Source organism: Gloeocapsa sp. PCC 7428, from assembly GCF_000317555.1.
GTDB lineage: Bacteria > Cyanobacteriota > Cyanobacteriia > Cyanobacteriales > Chroococcidiopsidaceae > Chroogloeocystis.
The window spans coordinates 860,739-881,182 of record NC_019745.1 but is presented as its reverse complement, the minus strand read 5'-3'; the positions used below and the strand labels follow the sequence as shown (position 1 = coordinate 881,182).

Genomic DNA, 20,444 nt, shown 5'->3' with positions numbered 1-20,444 from the left:
CTTGCAAATTAGAAAAACATCGAACTGACACGTTAAAGTAACCAATACTTGAACTAGGAAAACTTAAGTGAGGAAAACAGTGGCTAGTGACTAGTGATGCGTTTTGAGTTTACAGAATTTTCTTAACTCCTCTGCTCCTCTGCTTTGTCTACAATCTACGCCATACACGCTAATAAATTTTCGCGTAACTCGGTTTCATCAAGATTGCGACCGATAAACACAAGTTCGTTTTTACGCGTTTCATTCGGTTTCCAACGGCGATCGCGCGTACCTTCAAACAGCATATGAACGCCTTGAAATACAAAGCGGTGATCTTCTCCAGCAATATTTAAAATTCCTTTCATGCGGAAAATGTCAGGTCCGCGCGTCTGTAGAAGATAGCTCATCCATTCGTTCAACTTCTCCATGCTTAAAGCGCCACTTTCTACTAAAGCAACTGAACCAATAGTTTCATCGTGTTCGTGCGCATCTTCTTTTAAAAAATTTGGGTCAATTTCTAAGGCGCGACTTAAGTCAAACGCGTTGACACCTAGTAGCGTGTCCATTTCTAACTCAGCATTGCGAGTGCGGTAAATTTTGGCGATCGCATTCATCCCCCGAATTCGCCGTTCTAACTCTTCTAAAACATCTTCTGAAACCAAATCAACTTTATTAAGCAAAATAACATCGGCAAACGCAATCTGCTCTTGCGCCTCATCTGCCTCCCAGTGTTGCCATATGTGCTTAGCGTCTACAACCGTTACAACCGCATCTAAACTCAACTGCGTCTGCATATCTTCATCCACAAAAAATGTCTGAATCACAGGCGCAGGGTCAGCAAGTCCTGTTGTTTCAATCACCAAATGATCGAACTTATCGCGCCGCCGCATCAAATTGCCAATAATCCGAATCAAATCGCCACGCACAGTACAGCAGATACAGCCGTTATTCATCTCGAAGATTTCTTCATCTGCATCGATCACCAATTGGTTATCAATACCCACTTCCCCAAACTCGTTGACAATCACAGCGACCTTTTTTCCGTGTTCGTACGTGAGGATACGATTGAGTAACGTTGTCTTACCTGCTCCCAAGTATCCCGTAAGAACTGTTACAGGTACAACGTCATTCGTTGTTGCAGTTACCATATGTTCATTCCTTAAGCTCTACAATTAATGATAACCATTATCAAATACAGATTGGTTCGTTTTCTATCGTGAGTCAAGAATCGGAGATTTCACCAAATTATTAATTTTAGTGAAGGAAAGATTTATTGTTCGCTGCTATACGCAAACTTTTTTAAATTCAATTTATTCAAAATGATTTAATTCAAAAATCATACATAAAAAACGCGTACATTATTTATAACAAGTCATTCAAAAATTATTTCTATAATTGAGTTAGTATAAATTTGATTAATTGAAAAGTTAGATTTTGTTATTTCAATCCAGAATAAAAACTTTAAAATGGAAAATTTAAAAACTTTGTAGAAATATATTTTAAAGGACAGTTTAAAAACTGCCCTTAAGTTCTATAATTATGGTCAAAACCAATTCAGAATGAAACACTAAAAAATCATCGAGTGCAGCACTTTCTTGGTGTAGTGTCTCGCTGTTTTTTTAACAGCTTTCTAACGTGTGCGCCTGTCAGGTCAATTCCTGTCACTTGGGCGAGATAAGTTGCGAGGCGTTCGCCACTCCAATTTTCAAAGGGTAATCCTAATTCACTCGGCTTCTTTTGCACAATTTCCATCAAGCGATCGAGATATTCGGCTGTTGCTTTGCGATAGTTACCATTTTGTCGCTGGTCTTTCATGCTATCTAGATTATCTGGTTCACTATGCGTACACCAGTAAGCAACGGTACGATACGAGCAACCGATAAAATCAGCGATTTCTTGGTATGTTTTTCCATCGTTCATTAAAAGTAGCATCAGCACCCGTTCCCTGAAATATGGGCATTGGCTTTCCCGCAGCGCTTGCTGCAATTGTTCTTTTTGTTGAGGCTTGAGAAAATTCTTGACTGGCATGGCTATAAAACTTGCTGTTTGTTGCGTTTGTGCAAGTTGGCTGCGCGAGCAGCTAAAGCATAAGTTCAGATTGCAACAAGTGAAACTATGAACCTATATAGATTTGTCCGTGACACAATCAAGAATTACGCAGATTTGAATGAAACTTTACAGAAACTTTAATTTAATTGGTATTTATATAATTTTTCGGTGAAAACTATCAAATTTGGTCGATGAGTGAATAGGGACTAGCAACGATACCAATAGTTCGATTATACAATTAAAAATGATATAATTATGTAGTTATTGAATAGCAGGGAAATGCGATCGCACGTTCTTGCTGTTTAGCAACAACTAAAAGTTAAAAAGTCAATACGCGATAAATTGCCCAAATTGCCATAGGGCGCAGGTAGTGACACGCGCGAAATGTTCCTTTGGCGGTAATCGCTTCGGGAGTGCGAAACTGTAATCCGTTGTCGTAAACTTGCTGTACAACAGCTTGCGTAATTCGCCATGCTTCAGATTTCATACCCATTTGCATCAGAAACGCCGCCAGTCCAAAGTTAATTCCTGTCCAAACTTCCAGAGGATGCGTCGCGTTGGGGTTTTCTGGCAAACCATCGGGTTTTAAGCCATTAGCCGCGCCAAATTGACCATTATGAAATTTCACAAAGCAAGCATCATAAACTGTCTTCAAGGCTTGCGTAGCACATTCTGGAGGCACAATGTCAGGTAAACCGAGTAATCGTGCATAAAATTGTCCGCACAGTTGATCTGCCATTACGACATCTGAACCACTCTTGCTATCGAGGCGATAGTATTGACCATTCCACAGTTTTTCTTGATATATTGGGCGCGATCGCATTAACCAAGATTGAAATACATCAAGCGTTTCAGGAATGGGTGGGTAATCGGGCGCAGAAGCCAGAATTTTACTTGCAGGATGATCGTCAGGGTAACTGAGTAAAGTTTTACCGATCGCGATCGCCGCTTCTAATGCAGCTAACCACAATCCGCCACAATAAGCACTGACACCTTGCAAGCGCCAATCGTCAAAGGTTTGATCTGGTGCGCCTGAATTTTCTGGAATTCCATCTTCATCTAAATCAAACGTCTTTAAATACGTCAGCGTTTGCACAACCGCAGACCAACAATCCCACAATAACTCCCAATCAGTTCCACCAGTCAGCACAAAATCGCGGTAAACTTGCAAGACAAAATCACACGACAAATCTTTCCACAAGTTGCAATCTTGATAACTTGTATAGTTAGTCGCTTCCCAAGGATGCTCATTTGGTGCGCCTAAGTCATGCGGTGTTGCACCAGCAACTTTGCGTAAAGCTGTGGGACTTTCTAGCCCCTGAGTGTAATAGTAACCAATCACGCGAGTGCGATCGTCGCGTTGCCCAATTGCTCTTGCAAAGGCGCGGATCACTGATTTTTCCAGTTTAGACCAGAGCATCAATAAGGCAAAAGAACCATACAGCCTGACATCTAAACTTTCGTACCAGCGGTAATCAAAGCATTCTAAAACCGCAAATTGACCAACCGGATCGCGATCGTCTGCGGCACTCCACAATGTACCACCACTCGTGAGGTCGTACAGTTCGTTAAACAGTGCCATTTTAAAAACACTGGGGAGATCGTCCCGATCTAAAATAGGTTGCTGCCAAGCTTGAATTTGTTGTTGCCAAGATTGATAGTTTTGTAATGCGGTTTGCGCGATCGCCACTGCATTATCGCCACCTCGACCAAAAAAATCGGTGTAACGGCGAAAATACTTAACTCCTGGTGCAAATTCAGTGATAGGAAAATCCCACGCGATCGCAAAAGGTAGTTCGCGAGTTTCTCCTGGTTGCAGTGTAAACCGCACCGCGATCGCCGCTGCAAGTTGTTCTTGTTCACTTGCAGAAGTTTTATCTTCCGTATTTGGTAAAGATCCATCACGGGCGAAACTGTGCCAAATCTCTGCGCCATCCCCGCTAGGGTTCCAGCGAGTGTGATAGAAAACTTCGATGTTTGGTTGTTTTGGAGTTGCGATCGCCCACTGTCCGATACCATCTTGTAAATCACTCGCAACGCGTTCTAACACGCAACCACAAAGATTATCCTTAGCAATCAACCGATTGAAGTTACCGAGATTATTACCTAAACAAGGCTCGTACTCATAAACCGGACTACCATCATCGCGCATTCGGATTTCAGGATTTTTGATGGCATTTTGAAACCAACCTACTGTATTTTGCCAAGTTAGCATAATACTCAACGTTAGTGGCGCATTTGTAGGGTTGTGCGCCCTCCACACAAACACAGCAACAGGATAACTTGTCTCCTGATAATTCTCCGGCAAAATTGGTGAAAACTGCTCGCAAGATAGATGCGCTTGAAAGACATTTTCATAAACAAACCAACTGCGAGGATACAGCGCGTGATAAACACCATTCTCGCAATGTTGTGGATACCACTGCCATGTTGTCAAAGTGCCATCAGCAGGCGGTAGTGTACATAATGCAAAAGCCTGTGACGTCGATGCTTGCTGCTCAAATATACTAAATTGACACGCTGGAAGACTTTTAAAAGTATGTTCGCCACCATCAATATGCCACAAATTGAAATCGCCACGCGAAGCGCGACCAATACACCCTGCACCGAAGCCGCCTAAAGGCATTCCATGCCAAGGACCATCATCTATATTACTCGCCATGCGGACAGTATAAGGTTTATCCCAACCAAGACCGATGGGACGATTCCAAGTATGCGGAGGGATGTTTGAGAATTGATGCTGTGTCATTCCCTGATTTTACGCCTTCAGGTGCTACATTACAGCCCTGCATACCACTCATAACCTTGATCTTCCCAATACCCCTTAGAGCGCCGCAGTTGATTAACTAATGTGATTCGCGTTACCCACTTACTTTGCTTGTACCCTAGTTTAATCGGTGAAGCAAGACGTAAAGGCGCACCGTTTTCAATTGGTAACGGTTCTCCATTCTTTTGATCCGCAAGTAGTGTTTGCGGATGAACCGCAGAAGCTAAATCCCAACTTTCGTAATAGCCATCCGCCGATTCAAAGTAAACATAGCGGACATCTGATTTAGGTTGTGCTAGCGCTACCAGATCGCGCATACGAACACCACCCCATTGCACGATCGCCGCCCATCCTTCAACACAAACATGACGAATTGTCATTGTCTGATGCGGTAGCTGCTGAATTTCTGTAACACTCAAGCTCAAAGGATTATTGACCTCACCGTCGATAACTAATCGAAACGTCAGTGGATCGATAACGGGTGTAAATCTGTAGGTATTAACGATCAGTGCTTCTGGTTCAATCTCACTTTCTGGAAATTCTGGTATCAGCTTTTGAGGATTAAATAGTAGAGTTTCAACACTTTGATTGAAGGGTTCAAAAGTTTTACCGACAACACCTTCTACTAAACTTAGCGCACACCCACCAAGGAGCAAATTTAGGCTTGACAGCCCAGATAATTCTAAAAAACGGCGACGTGATGGAAATTGATGCATTTTTTTACGTGAATTTGATGGGACGCCTGGTGACTGAAGTCGCGGCTATAGAAACGAAGTCCAGATGGTGCGTGGACTCACAATATTTCTTTACCAGAACATCGATTCAACGAGGCGCGAACCGCCAACTTTTAAGCTTAACCATGAGTGAATTGCAGCGTAGACAACGACTAATGGTACTGTTGCAAAATGAACAATTCTTAAAGCTTGCCAACTGCCAAAACAATCGACAATCCAGTGAAATTGAGCGGGTTTATACATTCCTAATCCTGTAAATATTGCTAGTAGCAAGATGGGAATAATTGCTGTGTAAGCAATGCGATGCCAAGCATAGTTGCGTCGCTTTTGGTTTTGAGTACGCTGTAATGCTTTGACATCCTTACCACTCACAAATCGATGTCGCCAGCGGCGCGTTACCAAAATATAAATACCGAACCACAGCAAATTGAGTGCAAACAGCCACATTGCCGCAAAATGCCAGTGTCTTCCGCCTGCTAGCCAACCTCCTAACAAAAATATTGGTGGAAAAGGAATGCCATTACGTCCGCCAAAGACGGGATTTGCGTTGTAAATTTGTAATCCGCTGGTAATCATTAATAGCAAGCTAATGATATTGACCCAGTGAAAAACTTTAGCAGGGAGATTTTGGCGCGGGATAAGCGGCGATCGCGCTTGGCGCTGGGCTTTGCTCAATCGCGCTTGTCCTGAATCATTATCAGTCATATGTCATATAAGGTAAACCTACTTTTGGTTTAACGCAAGCTTAACCTCTTCGAGAGTTAAATCTTTAACTAATAGTGAGATGCTCTACTTGAAAGCAGCTACCAATAAGCTTGACCGAAAGTATCTCAAAGATTATGTGCTTTTCTTACCTAGTCTTTGGAGAACCACCGCGATCTATGTTGACTCTTGCGTAGCATTAGCTTCCGACAAAATTTCATATCAATGAAAACCTAGTGTTAGTTGTGCTGCATCACGCCTGTGCCAAATTCAAAAGCTTCACATTAAGGTGAAAGGCTTTTGGATAGGTTTTTGTTGAAATACTTCAAGGTCAAAATGCATGAGGGTTCTTTATAGCTTGAGAACTCGGCATATTTACTAGGATAAAGCTTTTTGGATGCTTTCTTGATGTCGTTACCTCGCTAAATATGGCTAACAATCACGTTATCTTTATTCATCCAGATGGTGCTAGTCCGGCTCACTTCACAATGGCTCGCTTAGTCAAAGAAGGACCAGATGGCCGCCTCAATTGGGACACATTAGATGAAGCCCGCGTTTATCTCGGTCATATGGAAGACCAGTTGACTGGGACTTCTAATGGTGGTGCAGTTACCCACGCAACGGGTGTGAAGGTGTATGCTGAATCGTTTGGGTTTGAGGTTGTTCGCGACGAGAATGGAAATCCTGTTATTGATGAAGCTAGTGGGCGAGTCGTCGAAGAAGAACTGACGGCACTCTCTGGCACTAACCAAACCATTATGCAGGAAGCAGTTGCTGCCAATAAAGCGACAGCGTTAATCAACTCTGGCGTGATTGCAGAGCCTGGTTCGGGTGCTTTTGCTGCGAAAGTGGGGCAAGCTGATGTGCCCGCAGGAGCCACAGGGTTTAGTGCATTTCCGCGAGGTCAGTTTGCAGAAATTACGCGTCAGGTGGTTGAGTCGGGCATTGATGTGATTCTGGGTGGCGGTTTGGTCAACTACCTACCTGTGGGGACAAAGCCACCAGCAGAAGCTGTCTATGCTGAATCTGCCCAGCAGCTTGATGCAATCTCTACTGATAGCAACATTCGTCCTGACATTAACCTCATTGAGTTAGCAGAGAACCTCGGCTATACCGTCGTTTATACAGAAGAGCAACTCAAGGCAGTAGCGGCTAATCCTAATGTCCTCAAAGTGTTGGGGATCTTTGCCAACGAAGACACCTTTAATGACAATATTCCTACCCCAGAGGGAAACCTGCGCGGTGTAGAAGAAAATCTTTTAGCAACAGAGACAGAACCCTACGTACCGACTGCTCCGACTGTCGGTGAAATGCTCAAGGCAGCCCAAACCATTTTAGAGCGCAATCCAAAGTTTGAGAACGGTTCGTTCACAGTATTAGAGGAAGAAGGAACGGACAATTTTGGCAACATTAATAACGCCTCTGGTACGCTAGAAGCACTGTTGCGCACGGATGAAGCGATCGGCGTAGCGAAAGAATTTTATGAAAGACACCCGAACACGCTGATCATTACAGCTGCTGATAGCGATGCAGGCGGTTTACAGATTGATGATACAGATGAGATTGTTGGCACCTTCGGCACTAATCCAACAGGACTAGATTTACCTGAGTTCCCTGACTTTGAAAATCCAGGCGATGGTCAAAACGGAGTCGGAACTGAAGCATTCGTTACGCAGCCATCCGCTAGTGGTAATACTTATAACTTTGGTGCTGCCTGGGCTGGTACGCCTGACTTTGCTGGGGCAATTGTCAGCAAAGCTCATGGACTTAACGCAGACAAGTTGCCAGTTACCCTCGACAATACCGACATCTATCGGGCAATGTATGAAACTCTATTCGAGGTTGATTTGCCCGATCGCGATGTTCCTGAGTTTGTTCCTGCACCAGAAGCTACGAAAGACACGGGAAACGTCATCTTCATTCACCCCGACGGCACTAGCCCGTCAATGTATGGCTTTGCTCGTGTTGTGTCCGAAGGACCTGACGGTCGCCTTCATTACGACCAGTTCTCGAATTCTGGAGTGTATCTAGGTCACATGAGGGATCAAATTGTCGGTACCTCTAATGCGGGGGCGGTTACCCATGCTACAGGCGTTAAAGCTCAAGCAGGCTCGTTTGGACTCGACGAATTTGGAGACCCTGTAGTATCTCGCTCTGGTAAGCGTGGTGTCACGGTTCTGGAAGAGGCGATCGCAGCGGGTAAAGCTACCGCTGTCATTAACTCTGGTTTCATCGCAGAACCTGGAACAGGTGCATTTCTTGCAGAGGTAGAAAACCGTAGCGATGTCACTGAGATTACAAAACAAATCCTGGAGTCTGGAGTAGATATTATTCTGGGTGGTGGCGAAATCCACTATCTGCCTGTGGGTACAGTAGGTCGCTTCGGTCAAGAAGGAATCCGCACAGATGGACGTAACTTAATTGAAGAAGCAGAAGCAGCCGGTTACACAGTAGTCTTCAGCGAAGAGGAACTGCAAAATCTTCCCAAAGGCACAACCAAGCTTTTAGGTATCTTTGCAGCGGAAGATACCTACAACGATAACCCTGAAGAGTTGAATCAGTCCCTGGGCTTGGATAGCTACGGTCAGTTTCTGCCAGATGGCACTCCTACCAATCCGCCGACGATCTCAGAAATGTTGGCAGCTGCTTTACCCATTCTCTCGGCAGATCCAGATGGATTTATGGTTGTTGCCGAAGAAGAAGGCACTGACAACCTCGCAAACGACAATAACTCTCGCGGTGCCTTAGAAGCAACGCTACGAGCAGATGCAGCTTTTGGCGTCGCCATGGATTTTATCCGCGAACAAGATCCCAATACTTTGCTGATTACTGCTGCTGATAGCGAAGCCGGTGGTATTCAAGTATGGCAACCTACTCCGTTTGCGCCTGCGCTTCCTGAAACTGTAGAAACGGCGTTGACGCTGCCCACCAATCCCACTGATACCGAAACCTTCCAAAATCCGGTAGACGGTAGTGAAGGTCGGATTCCCCCGTTAACTACCTTTCAAGCACAGCCTAGCCTCGATGGAGAAATGGGTAACTTTGTGACAGCCTGGGCTGGACAAACTGATTTCTCTGGCAGTATTGTTGCTAAAACCTATGGTATGAACGCAGATCTGCTGAACTCAACGGTGGATAACACTGAGATTTATCAGATCATGTATCAAACTCTATTCGGCTTAAACTCTTTGCCAGATTACCAAGATGGCACTAACGAGAGCGATGAACTCGTTGGTGGTGATGGTAGAGATGTGATTGTTGCCTTTGGCGGCGATGATACCGTCGCTGGTGGACTTGGCGATGATATCCTCTATGGCAGCGAGGGAAACGATCTTCTCCGAGGTGACCTCAACCTTCGCGCTTCTCAGAACTATCGGCGTGGAGGCGACGATCTCATCTACGGTGGTACTGGTAATGACCGGATTAGCGGTAAATCAGGTAATGACACGCTTTATGGCGAAGCTGGTGATGACATCATTTGGGGCGATGATGGCGATGATTTACTTTTGGGTGGACTGGGTAATGATACCCTAATTGGCAATAACTTCTCTGGTGGCAGTGGCAACAATACCTTTGTATTAGCAGCAGGGGAAGGAATAGATACAATTATTGATTTTCATGCTGAACGCGATAAAATTGGTTTAACCAATGGATTAACCTTCCGCGATTTGTCAATTGGGCAAAGTGCTTCTTCGTCACTCATTGCCCTAGGAGAAGAAATTCTAGCAGTTGTGAATGGCGTAAACGCAAACGATTTCACAGCCAATATGTTTGTTGCTGTTTAACTCTAAATTCGAGTTTTGCGCAAACAAACAGCGAATTTTAGCATTTCTATTAAGCTGAGGCACCTATTAGCTTTTTGTTGACTTCAAGCAGAAAGCCAAGGTGCTTTCTTTTTCTCAGTTTTATGCAAAAAAGAACCATAAATTATTGGTATAACAGAGGTCAAAAGTCAGAGATCAAAGCTTAGGATTACAAGTTAGTTTGCTCAATAATTCTGAGCCTCTGTAATGTCCTAACTATATTGACCATTGCTATAGTTCTTTACCGATCCAGAAATTATGCCTGCAAATTCTACTTCGTCTGCCACGATCAATATTCAAAGGAAACGGAAGAAACCTTTTGTAAACTCCAACTCATCTTGCAAAAATTAAGACTTCTTTGTTGCTACACCAATAATTTGCGGTTTCACAAGCGCTGGGACTGCATCTGCTTGAAAATGGTCGTAATCTAACTTTTCAAAACCTACCTTTTCTAATACACTCCAAGTTTCTCGGTTGGGATGACACCCGTCGCCCAAAACTTGCCAAAGTGGAGCGATCCAATTTTGAATTTTACGCAATCGCGTGTCTTGAGGAGCCGCAACGTGTTCGAGAAAGTAGAAACGCCCACCAGGTTTGAGTACGCGCAAAATCTCTTTGAGTGTTGCTTCTAAATTATCCACTGAGCAAAGAACCAGCGTGCTCACAACGGCATCGACACTATTATCTTCGACTTCGAGTCGTTCAGCAGTACCATTGCGAATTTCAATATCTAACCCAACACGTTCGGCTGCTTGTTTCAAATAAGAATGCATATAAGGATTTGGTTCAATTCCCATCCAGTGCGTATCGCGAGGATAGTAAACCAAATTAGGTCCGGTTCCTGGTCCAATTTCTAAAACTTTGCCGTGTACTCCAGCAAATAACTTTTGTTTGCGATCGCGTACCGCTGCTTCATAATCTGCATTTCCATGCGCCATCGTCCATGCGAAAAAGCGCTGATACCAACTTGGAGTACGTTGCATTTGAGATACCTTGAAGGAACGTTATAATGAATCTCTAGCTGACTAGAGAATTAAGGTATAACCATCTTTTGGTGCTAGTCATCAGCTTAATAAATTTGGAGGCGTTCAATGTTAATTCAAGACAAGCCTTTGCTAATTGGACAGGTAACAGCGCTGAGTGGTATTCCGATTAGAACAATACGCTACTACGAAAGCTTAGGTTTACTGCAATCAGCAGGGCGAACCGAAGGCGGTTTTCGGCAATTTTCGCATGACGTACTAACGCGCCTGTCTTTTATTAAACGCGCCCAAAGTCTTGGTCTTAGCCTCGAAGAGATTGGCGAGATTCTCAACGTTCACGATCGCGGTGAACTCCCCTGTGGTGAAGTGAAGGAAAAATTAGAGGAAAAACTAGCACAAATAGACCACCAAGTCAAGCAATTATTAACTTTACGCGCTGAGCTAAATGGCTTGCTTTCAGGTTGGGAAGATTTTCCGGCACAACACGAAGACACAATTTGTCCTAATATTCAAAAAGAGAAACATTGGTAATTGGTCACTGGTCATTGGTAATAGGAAAGCTTCATCAACAATTACCCATTACTAAATTTAACAACAAATCAACACTAACTTATTTCACTTCAACCACACCGCGAAACATATTCATCCCACAGGTAAATTGATATTGCCCTGGGTTTGCAGGTGTAAATTCAACAGAAGTGACGCGATCTACCTCTAAATCTTGGGCAATATGAAAGTCAGGGAATAACACCTTTTCTAGACAGCTACTCGGATCGCGACGCAAAAAGTTAAGTCGTACAGGTTGATTTGCCTTGACGACAATGCGATCGGGTTGATAACCGCCATCAACTGTAATTGTTAACTCTTGAATTCCTTGATGCGCTTCTGCTTGCTGCGCTTTCGTTTTACTTAGCAAAAACCACCACAACTCTAACCCAATCAAGGCAATACCACCCAGCGTTACACCAACTCTTAACCCTAAAGGTTGTTCAATACGACGAAATTGATTTGTTGGGGCAATTTCACTTGGCATTTCATGAGGCATTTGTGCTGACGCAGTTCCCAACAGTAACCCCAATCCAACAAAACTTCCCCAAATTTGACTTCGACTAAACATGATTTACCCCTCTGCCCCTCTGCTTCCTCTGCTCAATTAAACTTCAGGCTGAAAGTTACGTAAACGCAAAGCATTAGTAACAACAGATACAGAACTAAACGCCATTGCTGCTCCAGCGATAATTGGATTGAGTAGCCAGCCAAAGATCGGAAAAAGAATTCCCGCCGCAATGGGAATACCTGCAACGTTATAGATAAAGGCGAAGAAGAGATTTTGACGAATGTTGCGGATCGTGGCTCGACTAAGTTGAATTGCGGTTATGATTCCTTGGAGTTCGCCAGAGATTAAAGTAATATCGCTCGCTGCGATCGCCACATCAGTTCCTGTACCAATTGCAATTCCGACATCAGCTTGCGCTAATGCAGGTGCATCGTTGATACCATCTCCTACCATGGCAACCGTCTTAGATTTTGAATGTCTACCGCGTTCTGTTTGCAGTGACTTGACAATTGCCGCTTTTTGATCAGGGCGCACTTCAGCAAAGACACGATCAATTCCGACTTGTTGCGCGATCGCATCTGCGGTGGCTCGGTTATCGCCCGTGAGCATAACGACTTCTAAACCTAAGCGTTTTAATGCGCTCACAGCGTGTGCGGAAGAAGGTTTAAGCGCATCTGCAATGCCCATGAGTCCTTGCATTTTGCCATCAACTGCGAGCCAAACCGCCGTTTTCCCTGTATGTTCTAACGTTGTTTTGCGTTCTACAAGGGCGCGGGTATCAATGCCTAATTCTTCCATCCAGCGCTGCGTACCGATTTGTACCAAGCGATCGCCCACGATTCCTTGCACGCCACTACCCGCGATCGCCTCAAAGTTTTGCACATCTCTAAGCGCAACTTCTTGCGTTTGGGCGTACCTTACAACTGCTTCTGCTAGCGGATGTTCCGAGTTCCGTTCAACTGACGCAGCAAGCTCGATCAGTTTTAATTCGTTACGATTGGCTGTACCGTTGACAGTCACAAAATCTGTCACTGTCGGTTTACCTTCGGTAATCGTTCCTGTTTTATCTAAAACAATCGTTTGAATTTTGTGCGCGAGTTCTAAACTTTCTGCACCCTTGACTAGAATGCCATTTTCTGCACCTTTACCTGTTCCCACCATAATTGATGTAGGTGTAGCAAGTCCCAGAGCACAAGGACAGGCAATAATCAATACACCAATGGTGGTAATCGTTGCGAGTGTCAAGTTACCTAAGAAGTTAAACCAAATGATAAATGTTGCGATTGCGATCGCAATTACTGCGGGTACAAACCATCCGGTAACGCGATCGGCGAGTTGCTGAATCGGTGCTTTAGAACCTTGCGCTTGTTGAACGAGTTTCACAATTTGCGCGAGAAACGTATCTTTACCAACGCGTGTAGCGCGAAACTTAAAACTCCCAGTTTTGTTAATCGTCGCGCCAATCACTTCATCGCCTGGCTGCTTCTTCACAGGAACACTTTCACCTGTCACCATCGCTTCATCTACCGTTGAAGCGCCTTCAATCACTTCGCCATCTACCGGAATTTTTTCCCCTGGACGGACTACGATGACATCATCAATTTGGACTTCCTGAATTGGAATATCCATTTCTTGTCCGTTACGAATCACTCGCGCATCGCGTGCTTGCAAGCCAATCAGTTTGCGAATTGCTTCTGAAGTTTGTCCTTTGGCGCGATTTTCTAACAACCGCCCTAGTAAAATCAGCGTAATCACAACCGCAGAAATTTCGTAGTAAACGGCTGGTTCAAGCCCCTGCGCGCGAAAAAAGTCTGGAAAAAATGTTGGAAACAGCGAGTAGAAATACGCCGCACTTGTCCCCAGTGCAACTAGCGTATCCATCGTAGCTGTATGGCGTTTAAATGCTTTCCAAGCACCTTGATAAAACGATTCACCACTCCAAAATTGAATCGGAGTCGTCAGCACGAGTTGAAACCAAGGATTGTGTAGCCACGCAGGAATCAAAGGTATATGTAGCCCTGTCATCATTGGTAATCCGCCAATGACGAGGATAATGCTAATGACGCCTCCTACCCAAAGTTTACGCTTCAGCTTTTTTGATTCGGCGAGACGTGCGGCTTTCTCCGCGTCGTCTTCTCCAGTTATCATTTCTTGTTCTTGAAGTGAGTAAGACGAGTATCCTGCTTCGTCAATCGCGGCTTGAATTTTTTCAATACTGGTTTTGTCAGGGTTATATTGAACTGCGGCTTGTTCTGCACCAAAGTTGACGTTGCATTCAGTCACCCCAGGAACTGAGCGAATCGCTTCTTCAATACTATTTGCACAAGAGGCACAACTCATGCCTCGAAGTTTTAGTGTAAGTGTCTCCATGAGAGAATCCTTGTGATTAAGCAGCGGGATATCCGACAGATGCTAAAGCTTCTTTAATTGCGGTTGCTGATGCTTGAGTCTCAATGTTGACGAGTTTTGTCTTTGGTTCAGCTTGAACTGTTGCGTTGGTATCTACTGAGCGAATTGCTTGAGTAATTGTGTTTACGCAAGCTGAACACGCCATTTTAGGAACTTTAAGTGTAAGTGTCATAGTTTTTGGATGAATGAAAAATCTACTGATACCAGGCTTGATACCATTGCTGCATTTGAGCAATTTCGGTCGATTGCGACTGAATAATTGATTGTGCCAAGTTACGAATTTCTGGACGTTCTGCTCGGTTAGCAACCATTCGTGCCATCATGACTCCTGAGCGATGATGTGGAATCATCTGACGAATGAATTCTCGATCGAAGTCAGATGCGGTTCTCAAAGATTCCATATCCGTTCGCATCATCATTCCCTGCATTCCTTGTCCTCGACTGCGATGCATTCCCATATCACTCATCGAGTTTGCAGGTACCTCAGTGCCATACCACTGTTTGTACCACGATCGCATTTGCTCAATTTCCCGTGTTTGCTCGGTTTTAATCGTTTCAGCCAAATTTCTAATTTCAGGACGTTGAGCTTTTGCCAAGGCTAACTCTGCCATATCGACTGCTTCTTGATGATGCGGAATCATCATTTCGATGAAGTGCTGTTGTTGTCTCCCAGCCATGGCGCTATGCATGGTCATATGGCAAGGAGAAGATCGCACTGCTTGGCTATTTGCTCTACCACTAATGATGAAAGCTGGAATTGCACTACCCGCAAGTACGCCCACAAGCCCATAAATTACTGATTTTTTGAGCATATTGCCCCCTTTGTTCACCAAAGCAACTATCCGACTACCGCACGGTATATCTCACCAGTTAAATACTGCTTTGTGTTTGAGAGTTACTTTAATTGCATTGTAAACTCTCTACTTGACTAGAGAATCAAGCGAAATATCAAAAATTCCTTTTCCAAAGTTGTAAAACTACTTTATGTAACAATTTTTATAAAAATCTTTACAAAATTTAAGATTATCTGTTACATTTATTTACATAGTTAAACAAACATGAGGAAAATCCTATGAGCGCACGCCAATATGTAGTCGATGAGCGGGGTTTAGCAAATACATTTGCCATTGAACCAAAAATGTACGTCCAAGAAAGTCAAACTGGGTTCACACCTCACGCTGAACTGCTGAATGGTCGCTTAGCGATGATTGGTTTTGTCTCTTTACTCGTGCTAGAAGTTGTGACGGGACAGGGTTTAATTGGATTTTTTACCAATTTGTCTTAAATTAAAATCTCAATCTTGTCAGCAAATACTCAAGCGCACGACATCAAACGGCGTGAAACACGATTACTATGAATGCTGATGAACTAAATCGGCGGTATGCAGCAGGTGAGAGAGATTTTAGTTTTGTCAATTTGCGGGGCGTTAATTTAAGTGAAGTTAATCTGCAAGGTGCCATTCTTTGGGGTGCAGACTTAGCACGCACTAACCTGACTGCTGCAAACTTAAGACAAGCGCATCTGAGTTCTGCAAACTTGACAAGTGCAATTTTGTGGAGGGCTAATTTAACTCAAGCAACTTTACACAAAGCAAACTTGAGTCGGTCAATTTTAATTAAAGCAAACCTCAGTGAAGTAGATTTGAGCGAAGCAGTGCTAGTTAAAGCAGATTTGCGGCTAGCACAATTAGTACGTACAAAGTTAACCAAAGCAAAGTTAAAGGGTGCGGATCTGCGATACGCAGAAATAAGATTAGTCGATATTAGTGGCGCAGATTTGAGCCAAACCATTTTAAATGAGGCAAACTTAAGTGGAGACTTACTTGCAAATTAGCAGGACAACTAAGTAAGGATTGATACTATGACTCAAATTGCCTCAACGACTCAATGCGATCGCCAAATCTTGTGTTGCTACGTCAATCGTACTAGCCTGTTGCAGATTACCCGTATTTCTAACATCCCTAACTGGTACTTTGAACGAACGGTTTTTCCTGGACAAACGCTTTTATTTACAGCACCGCCAGAAGCCGAGTTAGAAATCCACACAAGTCAACTTGTTAACGCGACTTTATTCGATAAAATTCTTTGTTCAATCTTGCAGGTTCATGAAGGATCTGGAGAGATAATTTAACTTAGCCCTTGCCGTCTGCGCTGGGGTTATTCAAGTAATGGTTTTACCGCACAATTGGTGATGAGAATTTCGCATTCTCCACTCCAGGAGTTACTTCAAGCCCGACCTGATTTACACACCCAAAGATATTTTAAGTCTTCCTTGACGGCGCTATCGCACGCGATCGAAGATTTAGTACTCAACGGGAAAGATAAACCGCTAGTCATCGCCAACTTTCAACGCGAGCGCTTTTATCGTGCCGAAACAAGACGCTATCAGCAAATTGCGCAGCGCACAGATCAAGTTTATGTTTTGGCAACCCCAGAATCTAACTTTGCCGCTGCTGCCGAGCCTTATGAGACAATTCCTTTTGATCGCCAAGATCAGCTAGTTAATGAATGGCATTTAGTTGTTGTTGGTCAAGATTACACAGCTTGCCTAATTTGTCAAGAACATTTTACACCTGATACACCGCCAGTCATCGATCAGGCGCGACAGTTTGATGGAATTTGGACATTTGATCGCCAGATTAGTTGTCAAGTTGCGCATCTTTTACTCGCCAGAATTTTAGTCTATCGACCAGAATTAGCGCAGAAGATACAACAGGTGCGAATTAGGTTTGGTTTAAATGCGATTCCGATGATGGCGTCGGTGGGGCGGGGAAACATTGATGCTGTCACATTTACGGAACGCTTGGTGACGCATTTGCAAGCAAGTCAGTATCGTCTGTTGAAAGCTTATCGTACGATCGCAACGCAAGAACGCCAAGAACGTCTCGTAAATTCGATCACCGCCGCCATTCGCCGATCGCTGAATTTACACGAGATTCTCACAACGGCTGTACAAGAGTTAGGGCAAACTTTTGAGCATTGTCGCTGTTTACTTTACCGCTGCGATCGCATTTATCAAGATGTAACGATTGAGTACGAAGCGCTAGCGCCTGGAATGACATCATTACAAGGGGAAACTTGGCTTTTAGTCGAGAATCCTTTATTTCAAGCGGCGGTAGCCACCGAAAAAGCGATCGCGGTTACAGATGTCACCAAACTTCCGAGTTTACAAGCAAATCCGGCGTTAACAACTCTCTTATCGCGTTCGGGAATTCGTTCTTGGTTACTCGTTCCTGTGATTTACCAAGAAACGTTGTTGGGAATGTTAGAAATTCATCACACCGGCGCAGAACCTTATATTTGGCAAGAACATGATATTGCTTTAGTTGAAGCGATCGCCAATCAAGTCGGTGTTGCTTTAATTCAAGCACAAGCGTATATTCGCCTTGAAGAACTCAATAATCAATTAGCCGCATTAGAACGCACTCGCAGTAATTTAATTGCGATCGTCGGTCATGAATTGCGTACTCCTTTATCGACAATCCAAATTTGTTTGGAAACTCTAGCAACCGAGCCAGAGATGACGTTAGAAATGCAGCAAGTCATGCTGCAAACCGCTTTGACCGATGCTGAACGTTTGCGGAAACTCACTCAAGACTTTATTACACTCTCGCGCTTAGAAAGTGGTCAAATTCACTGGCAATTAGAACCAATTTCACTCCAGGAATGTCTTAACTTAGCACTGAATAGCCTCAAGGCTTGGTGGTCGCCACAACAGTTAGCGCAAATAGAAGTAATACTACCGCCAAAATTACCGCTTGTTTTAGCAGATGGCGAAGGACTTGTTCAAGTTTTTACTAAATTGATTGATAATGCTTTAAAGTTTGCACCTGGTGGAAAAGTGACAGTTAGCGCGCGCACGCTAAAAAATAAGCTAGCATCTAAACGCATTTCGATGATTGAGGTGTGCGTTGCGGATATGGGTAGAGGTATTGAACCAAACCAGTTAGAAGTTATATTTACTCGGTTTTCGCAAGAAGAAGAATATCTTCGACGCATCTCTAGTGGAACAGGGCTAGGACTCGCAATTTGTCGCCAGATCGTTCAAGGTTTGGGAGGACAAATTTGGGCTGAATCCGCAGGTAAAAATCAGGGAAGCCAGTTTTATTTTACAGTTCCGGTAAGTTAGTCGTGAGTAGAAGAAAGAGAGAGAAAGCTGCTTTGAAGAGCGCAATTTCATCTTTATTTCATTTTTGTGGAGCAAACTAAGTAAGGTGTGGCGCGATCGCCTCATTTCTTGACTCTCTAGTTAACTAGAGAATATAAGATGAAAATGTTTGTTCTGAGGAGAGAATTCAAAGATGCTTTTAAAAAAGCGTTTTGCGTTAAATATTGTAGCGATCGCCGCAACGGGTGGGTTCATCGCATCTTGTGCAGCGGTTCCGCCAACTCCAACACCAAGAGCAAACACACAAAGCACACAGCAAATGCCGCATCATGGTATGAATCATGCGATGGCAATGGATTTAGGTCCTGCGGATGCAAACTACGACTGGCGGTTTATTGATGCAATGGTTCCACACCATCAAGGTGCGGTAGAAATGGCGCAAGCAGCTTTAGAGAAATCGCAACGTGCAGAAATTAAAGAGCTAGCAACAGAGATTATTGCAGTACAGCAGAGGGAAATTGCACAGCTACAGCAATGGCGACAAGCATGGTATCCGCAAGCAAGTAACACCCCAGTTGCTTACAATCCTCAGACAGGTGAGACGGTACCAATGTCGCAACAGCAAATGCATAGCATGATGATGCATGGCGATTTAGGAGCCGCTGATGCTGAATTTGATCGGCGTTTCATCGATGCGATGATTCCCCATCACGAAGGTGCTGTAATTATGGCGCAAGATGCTTTGAATAAATCCCAGCGTCCTGAAATTAGAAAATTGGCGCAAGAAATTATCAATTCACAAGAAGCGGAAATTAAGCAGATGCAAGCCTGGCGACAAGCTTGGTATCAGCAATAAGCAGGAATTAGGGTGAAGACACGGACAAGGCGATACACGATGACTGAAACTAAGGTTCGTCAGCAATATGACAACATAGCAGCAACTTACGATCAACGCTGGAGTCACTATGTTGGTAGTACGTTATCGTTTCTCCAAGCTTGGGCAGATATTTCACCAACTGCAACTGTACTCGATGTTGCCTGTGGAACAGGAGAGTTTGAACGGCTACTACTCGTTGATAATCCTCAGCAAAAGATCGTTGGGGTGGATATTTCCGAGAAGATGCTCGCGATCGCCCGCGAAAAATGCCAGAATTATCCGCAGGTTTCGTTTTATGTTGCGCCCGCATCAAAGTTGCCCTTTGCCGATCAAAGTTTCGATGCGATCGTGTGTGCGAGTTCGTTTCACTATTTTGACGATCCTCATGCGGCTTTGCTAGAGATGAAACGCGTCCTCAAACCGAATGGTTGCGTCGTTATTTTGGATTGGTGTAAAGATTATTTGCTGTGTAGAATCTGCGATTGGGTGTTGCCTATTTTTGACCCAGCTTACAAGCAATGTTACACGCAAGCAGAGTTTCATTCTTTACTGACATCCGCAGGATATCAAATTTCCCGTGCTACAAGAGTTCGCTTTGGGGTTGTATGGGGGTTAATGATTGCTACAGCTTCTGTAGAGCTTGGCGAATAAATTCGCTAAGCTTGACAAACAAAGTCCACCTCCGTGGACTATGAAAAATTAGGATCGTAGAAACCTATGAAAATAGGTTTTGTATTATGTATTGCTGCGGTTTCAACCGCCTAGCCCTCTTTAGGGAGAATCAAATTATAAGTCTCCCACAGGTGGGGAGCCACTGCGCCCTTGGGGGTGTTCCCCGTTGTAGCACGTGGCGTGGATTTAGGGGGCAAGTGCGTAACTCCTATGCCTGTTGAAGTGACCTTGGGTGACACTTTTGGCGACATGGTTGCAGTTGAGAGCGGTTTATTTGAGGGAGATTTGGTTGTGACGCAGCGATC

Annotated in this window: 18 protein-coding genes; 8 read left to right on the top strand and 10 right to left on the bottom strand. The window is 44.1% G+C overall.

Annotated features, from left to right (window positions below):
- Positions 1 to 155: 155 nt before the first annotated feature.
- The 5 genes from GLO7428_RS03930 to GLO7428_RS03910 all read right to left on the bottom strand — a co-directional run bounded on the left by GLO7428_RS03930 (position 156) and on the right by GLO7428_RS03910 (position 6,234).
- Positions 156 to 1,127, bottom strand: a complete 972-nt coding sequence (locus GLO7428_RS03930) for a GTP-binding protein (RefSeq protein WP_015187262.1) — start codon at positions 1,125 to 1,127, stop codon at positions 156 to 158.
- 427 nt (positions 1,128 to 1,554) lie between these two features.
- Positions 1,555 to 2,007, bottom strand: a complete 453-nt coding sequence (locus tag GLO7428_RS03925) for a helix-turn-helix domain-containing protein (RefSeq protein ID WP_015187261.1) — start codon at positions 2,005 to 2,007, stop codon at positions 1,555 to 1,557.
- A 340-nt stretch (positions 2,008 to 2,347) separates the two neighbouring features.
- Positions 2,348 to 4,777, bottom strand: coding sequence for a GH116 family glycosyl hydrolase (locus GLO7428_RS03920; protein WP_015187260.1), 2,430 nt, complete (start codon positions 4,775 to 4,777; stop codon positions 2,348 to 2,350).
- Positions 4,778 to 4,806: 29 nt separating this feature from the next.
- Complete coding sequence (locus GLO7428_RS03915; RefSeq protein WP_015187259.1) at positions 4,807 to 5,511, bottom strand: molybdopterin-dependent oxidoreductase; 705 nt, start codon at positions 5,509 to 5,511, stop codon at positions 4,807 to 4,809.
- A gap of 90 nt (positions 5,512 to 5,601) precedes the next feature.
- Positions 5,602 to 6,234 carry a cytochrome b/b6 domain-containing protein gene (locus GLO7428_RS03910; protein WP_015187258.1) on the bottom strand — a complete coding sequence of 211 codons (633 nt, stop codon included), beginning with the start codon at positions 6,232 to 6,234 and terminating at the stop codon, positions 5,602 to 5,604.
- A gap of 425 nt (positions 6,235 to 6,659) precedes the next feature.
- On the opposite strand from GLO7428_RS03910, the gene GLO7428_RS03905 reads away from it, so the two are divergent.
- Complete coding sequence (locus GLO7428_RS03905) at positions 6,660 to 10,016, top strand: alkaline phosphatase (protein WP_015187257.1); 3,357 nt, start codon at positions 6,660 to 6,662, stop codon at positions 10,014 to 10,016.
- Positions 10,017 to 10,381: 365 nt separating this feature from the next.
- Here GLO7428_RS03905 and GLO7428_RS03900 read toward each other — a convergent pair whose 3' ends face one another.
- On the bottom strand, positions 10,382 to 11,017 hold the full coding sequence (locus tag GLO7428_RS03900) for a class I SAM-dependent methyltransferase (protein WP_015187256.1): 636 nt from the start codon (positions 11,015 to 11,017) through the stop codon (positions 10,382 to 10,384).
- 108 nt (positions 11,018 to 11,125) lie between these two features.
- On the opposite strand from GLO7428_RS03900, the gene GLO7428_RS03895 reads away from it, so the two are divergent.
- The gene (locus tag GLO7428_RS03895; protein ID WP_015187255.1) at positions 11,126 to 11,548 is read left to right on the top strand and encodes a heavy metal-responsive transcriptional regulator; all 423 of its coding nucleotides are present in this window, start codon (positions 11,126 to 11,128) and stop codon (positions 11,546 to 11,548) included.
- Positions 11,549 to 11,627: 79 nt separating this feature from the next.
- Here the strand turns inward: GLO7428_RS03895 and GLO7428_RS03890 are convergent, their stop codons facing one another.
- The 4 genes from GLO7428_RS03890 to GLO7428_RS03875 are packed head-to-tail and all read right to left on the bottom strand — an operon-like array spanning position 11,628 to position 15,295.
- Positions 11,628 to 12,134: a cupredoxin domain-containing protein gene (locus tag GLO7428_RS03890; RefSeq protein ID WP_015187254.1), complete on the bottom strand. Its 507-nt coding sequence runs from the start codon at positions 12,132 to 12,134 to the stop codon at positions 11,628 to 11,630.
- Positions 12,135 to 12,170: 36 nt separating this feature from the next.
- Positions 12,171 to 14,444: a heavy metal translocating P-type ATPase gene (locus GLO7428_RS03885; RefSeq protein ID WP_015187253.1), complete on the bottom strand. Its 2,274-nt coding sequence runs from the start codon at positions 14,442 to 14,444 to the stop codon at positions 12,171 to 12,173.
- A 16-nt stretch (positions 14,445 to 14,460) separates the two neighbouring features.
- Positions 14,461 to 14,655: a heavy-metal-associated domain-containing protein gene (locus GLO7428_RS03880; RefSeq protein WP_015187252.1), complete on the bottom strand. Its 195-nt coding sequence runs from the start codon at positions 14,653 to 14,655 to the stop codon at positions 14,461 to 14,463.
- Between the two features lie 22 nt (positions 14,656 to 14,677).
- Complete coding sequence (locus GLO7428_RS03875) at positions 14,678 to 15,295, bottom strand: DUF305 domain-containing protein (protein WP_015187251.1); 618 nt, start codon at positions 15,293 to 15,295, stop codon at positions 14,678 to 14,680.
- Between the two features lie 260 nt (positions 15,296 to 15,555).
- Here GLO7428_RS03875 and GLO7428_RS03870 point away from each other — a divergent pair, with 260 nt between their 5' ends.
- The 6 genes from GLO7428_RS03870 to GLO7428_RS03845 all read left to right on the top strand — a co-directional run bounded on the left by GLO7428_RS03870 (position 15,556) and on the right by GLO7428_RS03845 (position 20,118).
- Positions 15,556 to 15,768, top strand: a complete 213-nt coding sequence (locus GLO7428_RS03870) for a chlorophyll a/b-binding protein (RefSeq protein ID WP_015187250.1) — start codon at positions 15,556 to 15,558, stop codon at positions 15,766 to 15,768.
- Positions 15,769 to 15,836: 68 nt separating this feature from the next.
- Positions 15,837 to 16,316: a pentapeptide repeat-containing protein gene (locus tag GLO7428_RS03865; protein WP_015187249.1), complete on the top strand. Its 480-nt coding sequence runs from the start codon at positions 15,837 to 15,839 to the stop codon at positions 16,314 to 16,316.
- 27 nt (positions 16,317 to 16,343) lie between these two features.
- Positions 16,344 to 16,613, top strand: a complete 270-nt coding sequence (locus tag GLO7428_RS03860; protein WP_015187248.1) for a DUF1830 domain-containing protein — start codon at positions 16,344 to 16,346, stop codon at positions 16,611 to 16,613.
- 60 nt (positions 16,614 to 16,673) lie between these two features.
- Positions 16,674 to 18,611 (top strand): DICT sensory domain-containing protein, encoded by a 1,938-nt coding sequence (locus GLO7428_RS03855; protein WP_015187247.1) that lies wholly within the window; start codon positions 16,674 to 16,676, stop codon positions 18,609 to 18,611.
- Between the two features lie 172 nt (positions 18,612 to 18,783).
- Positions 18,784 to 19,446, top strand: coding sequence for a DUF305 domain-containing protein (locus GLO7428_RS03850; RefSeq protein ID WP_015187246.1), 663 nt, complete (start codon positions 18,784 to 18,786; stop codon positions 19,444 to 19,446).
- A gap of 39 nt (positions 19,447 to 19,485) precedes the next feature.
- A complete protein-coding gene (locus GLO7428_RS03845) occupies positions 19,486 to 20,118 on the top strand; it encodes a class I SAM-dependent methyltransferase (RefSeq protein WP_015187245.1) in 633 nt (210 codons plus the stop codon).
- The last annotated feature ends 326 nt before the right edge of the window (positions 20,119 to 20,444 follow it).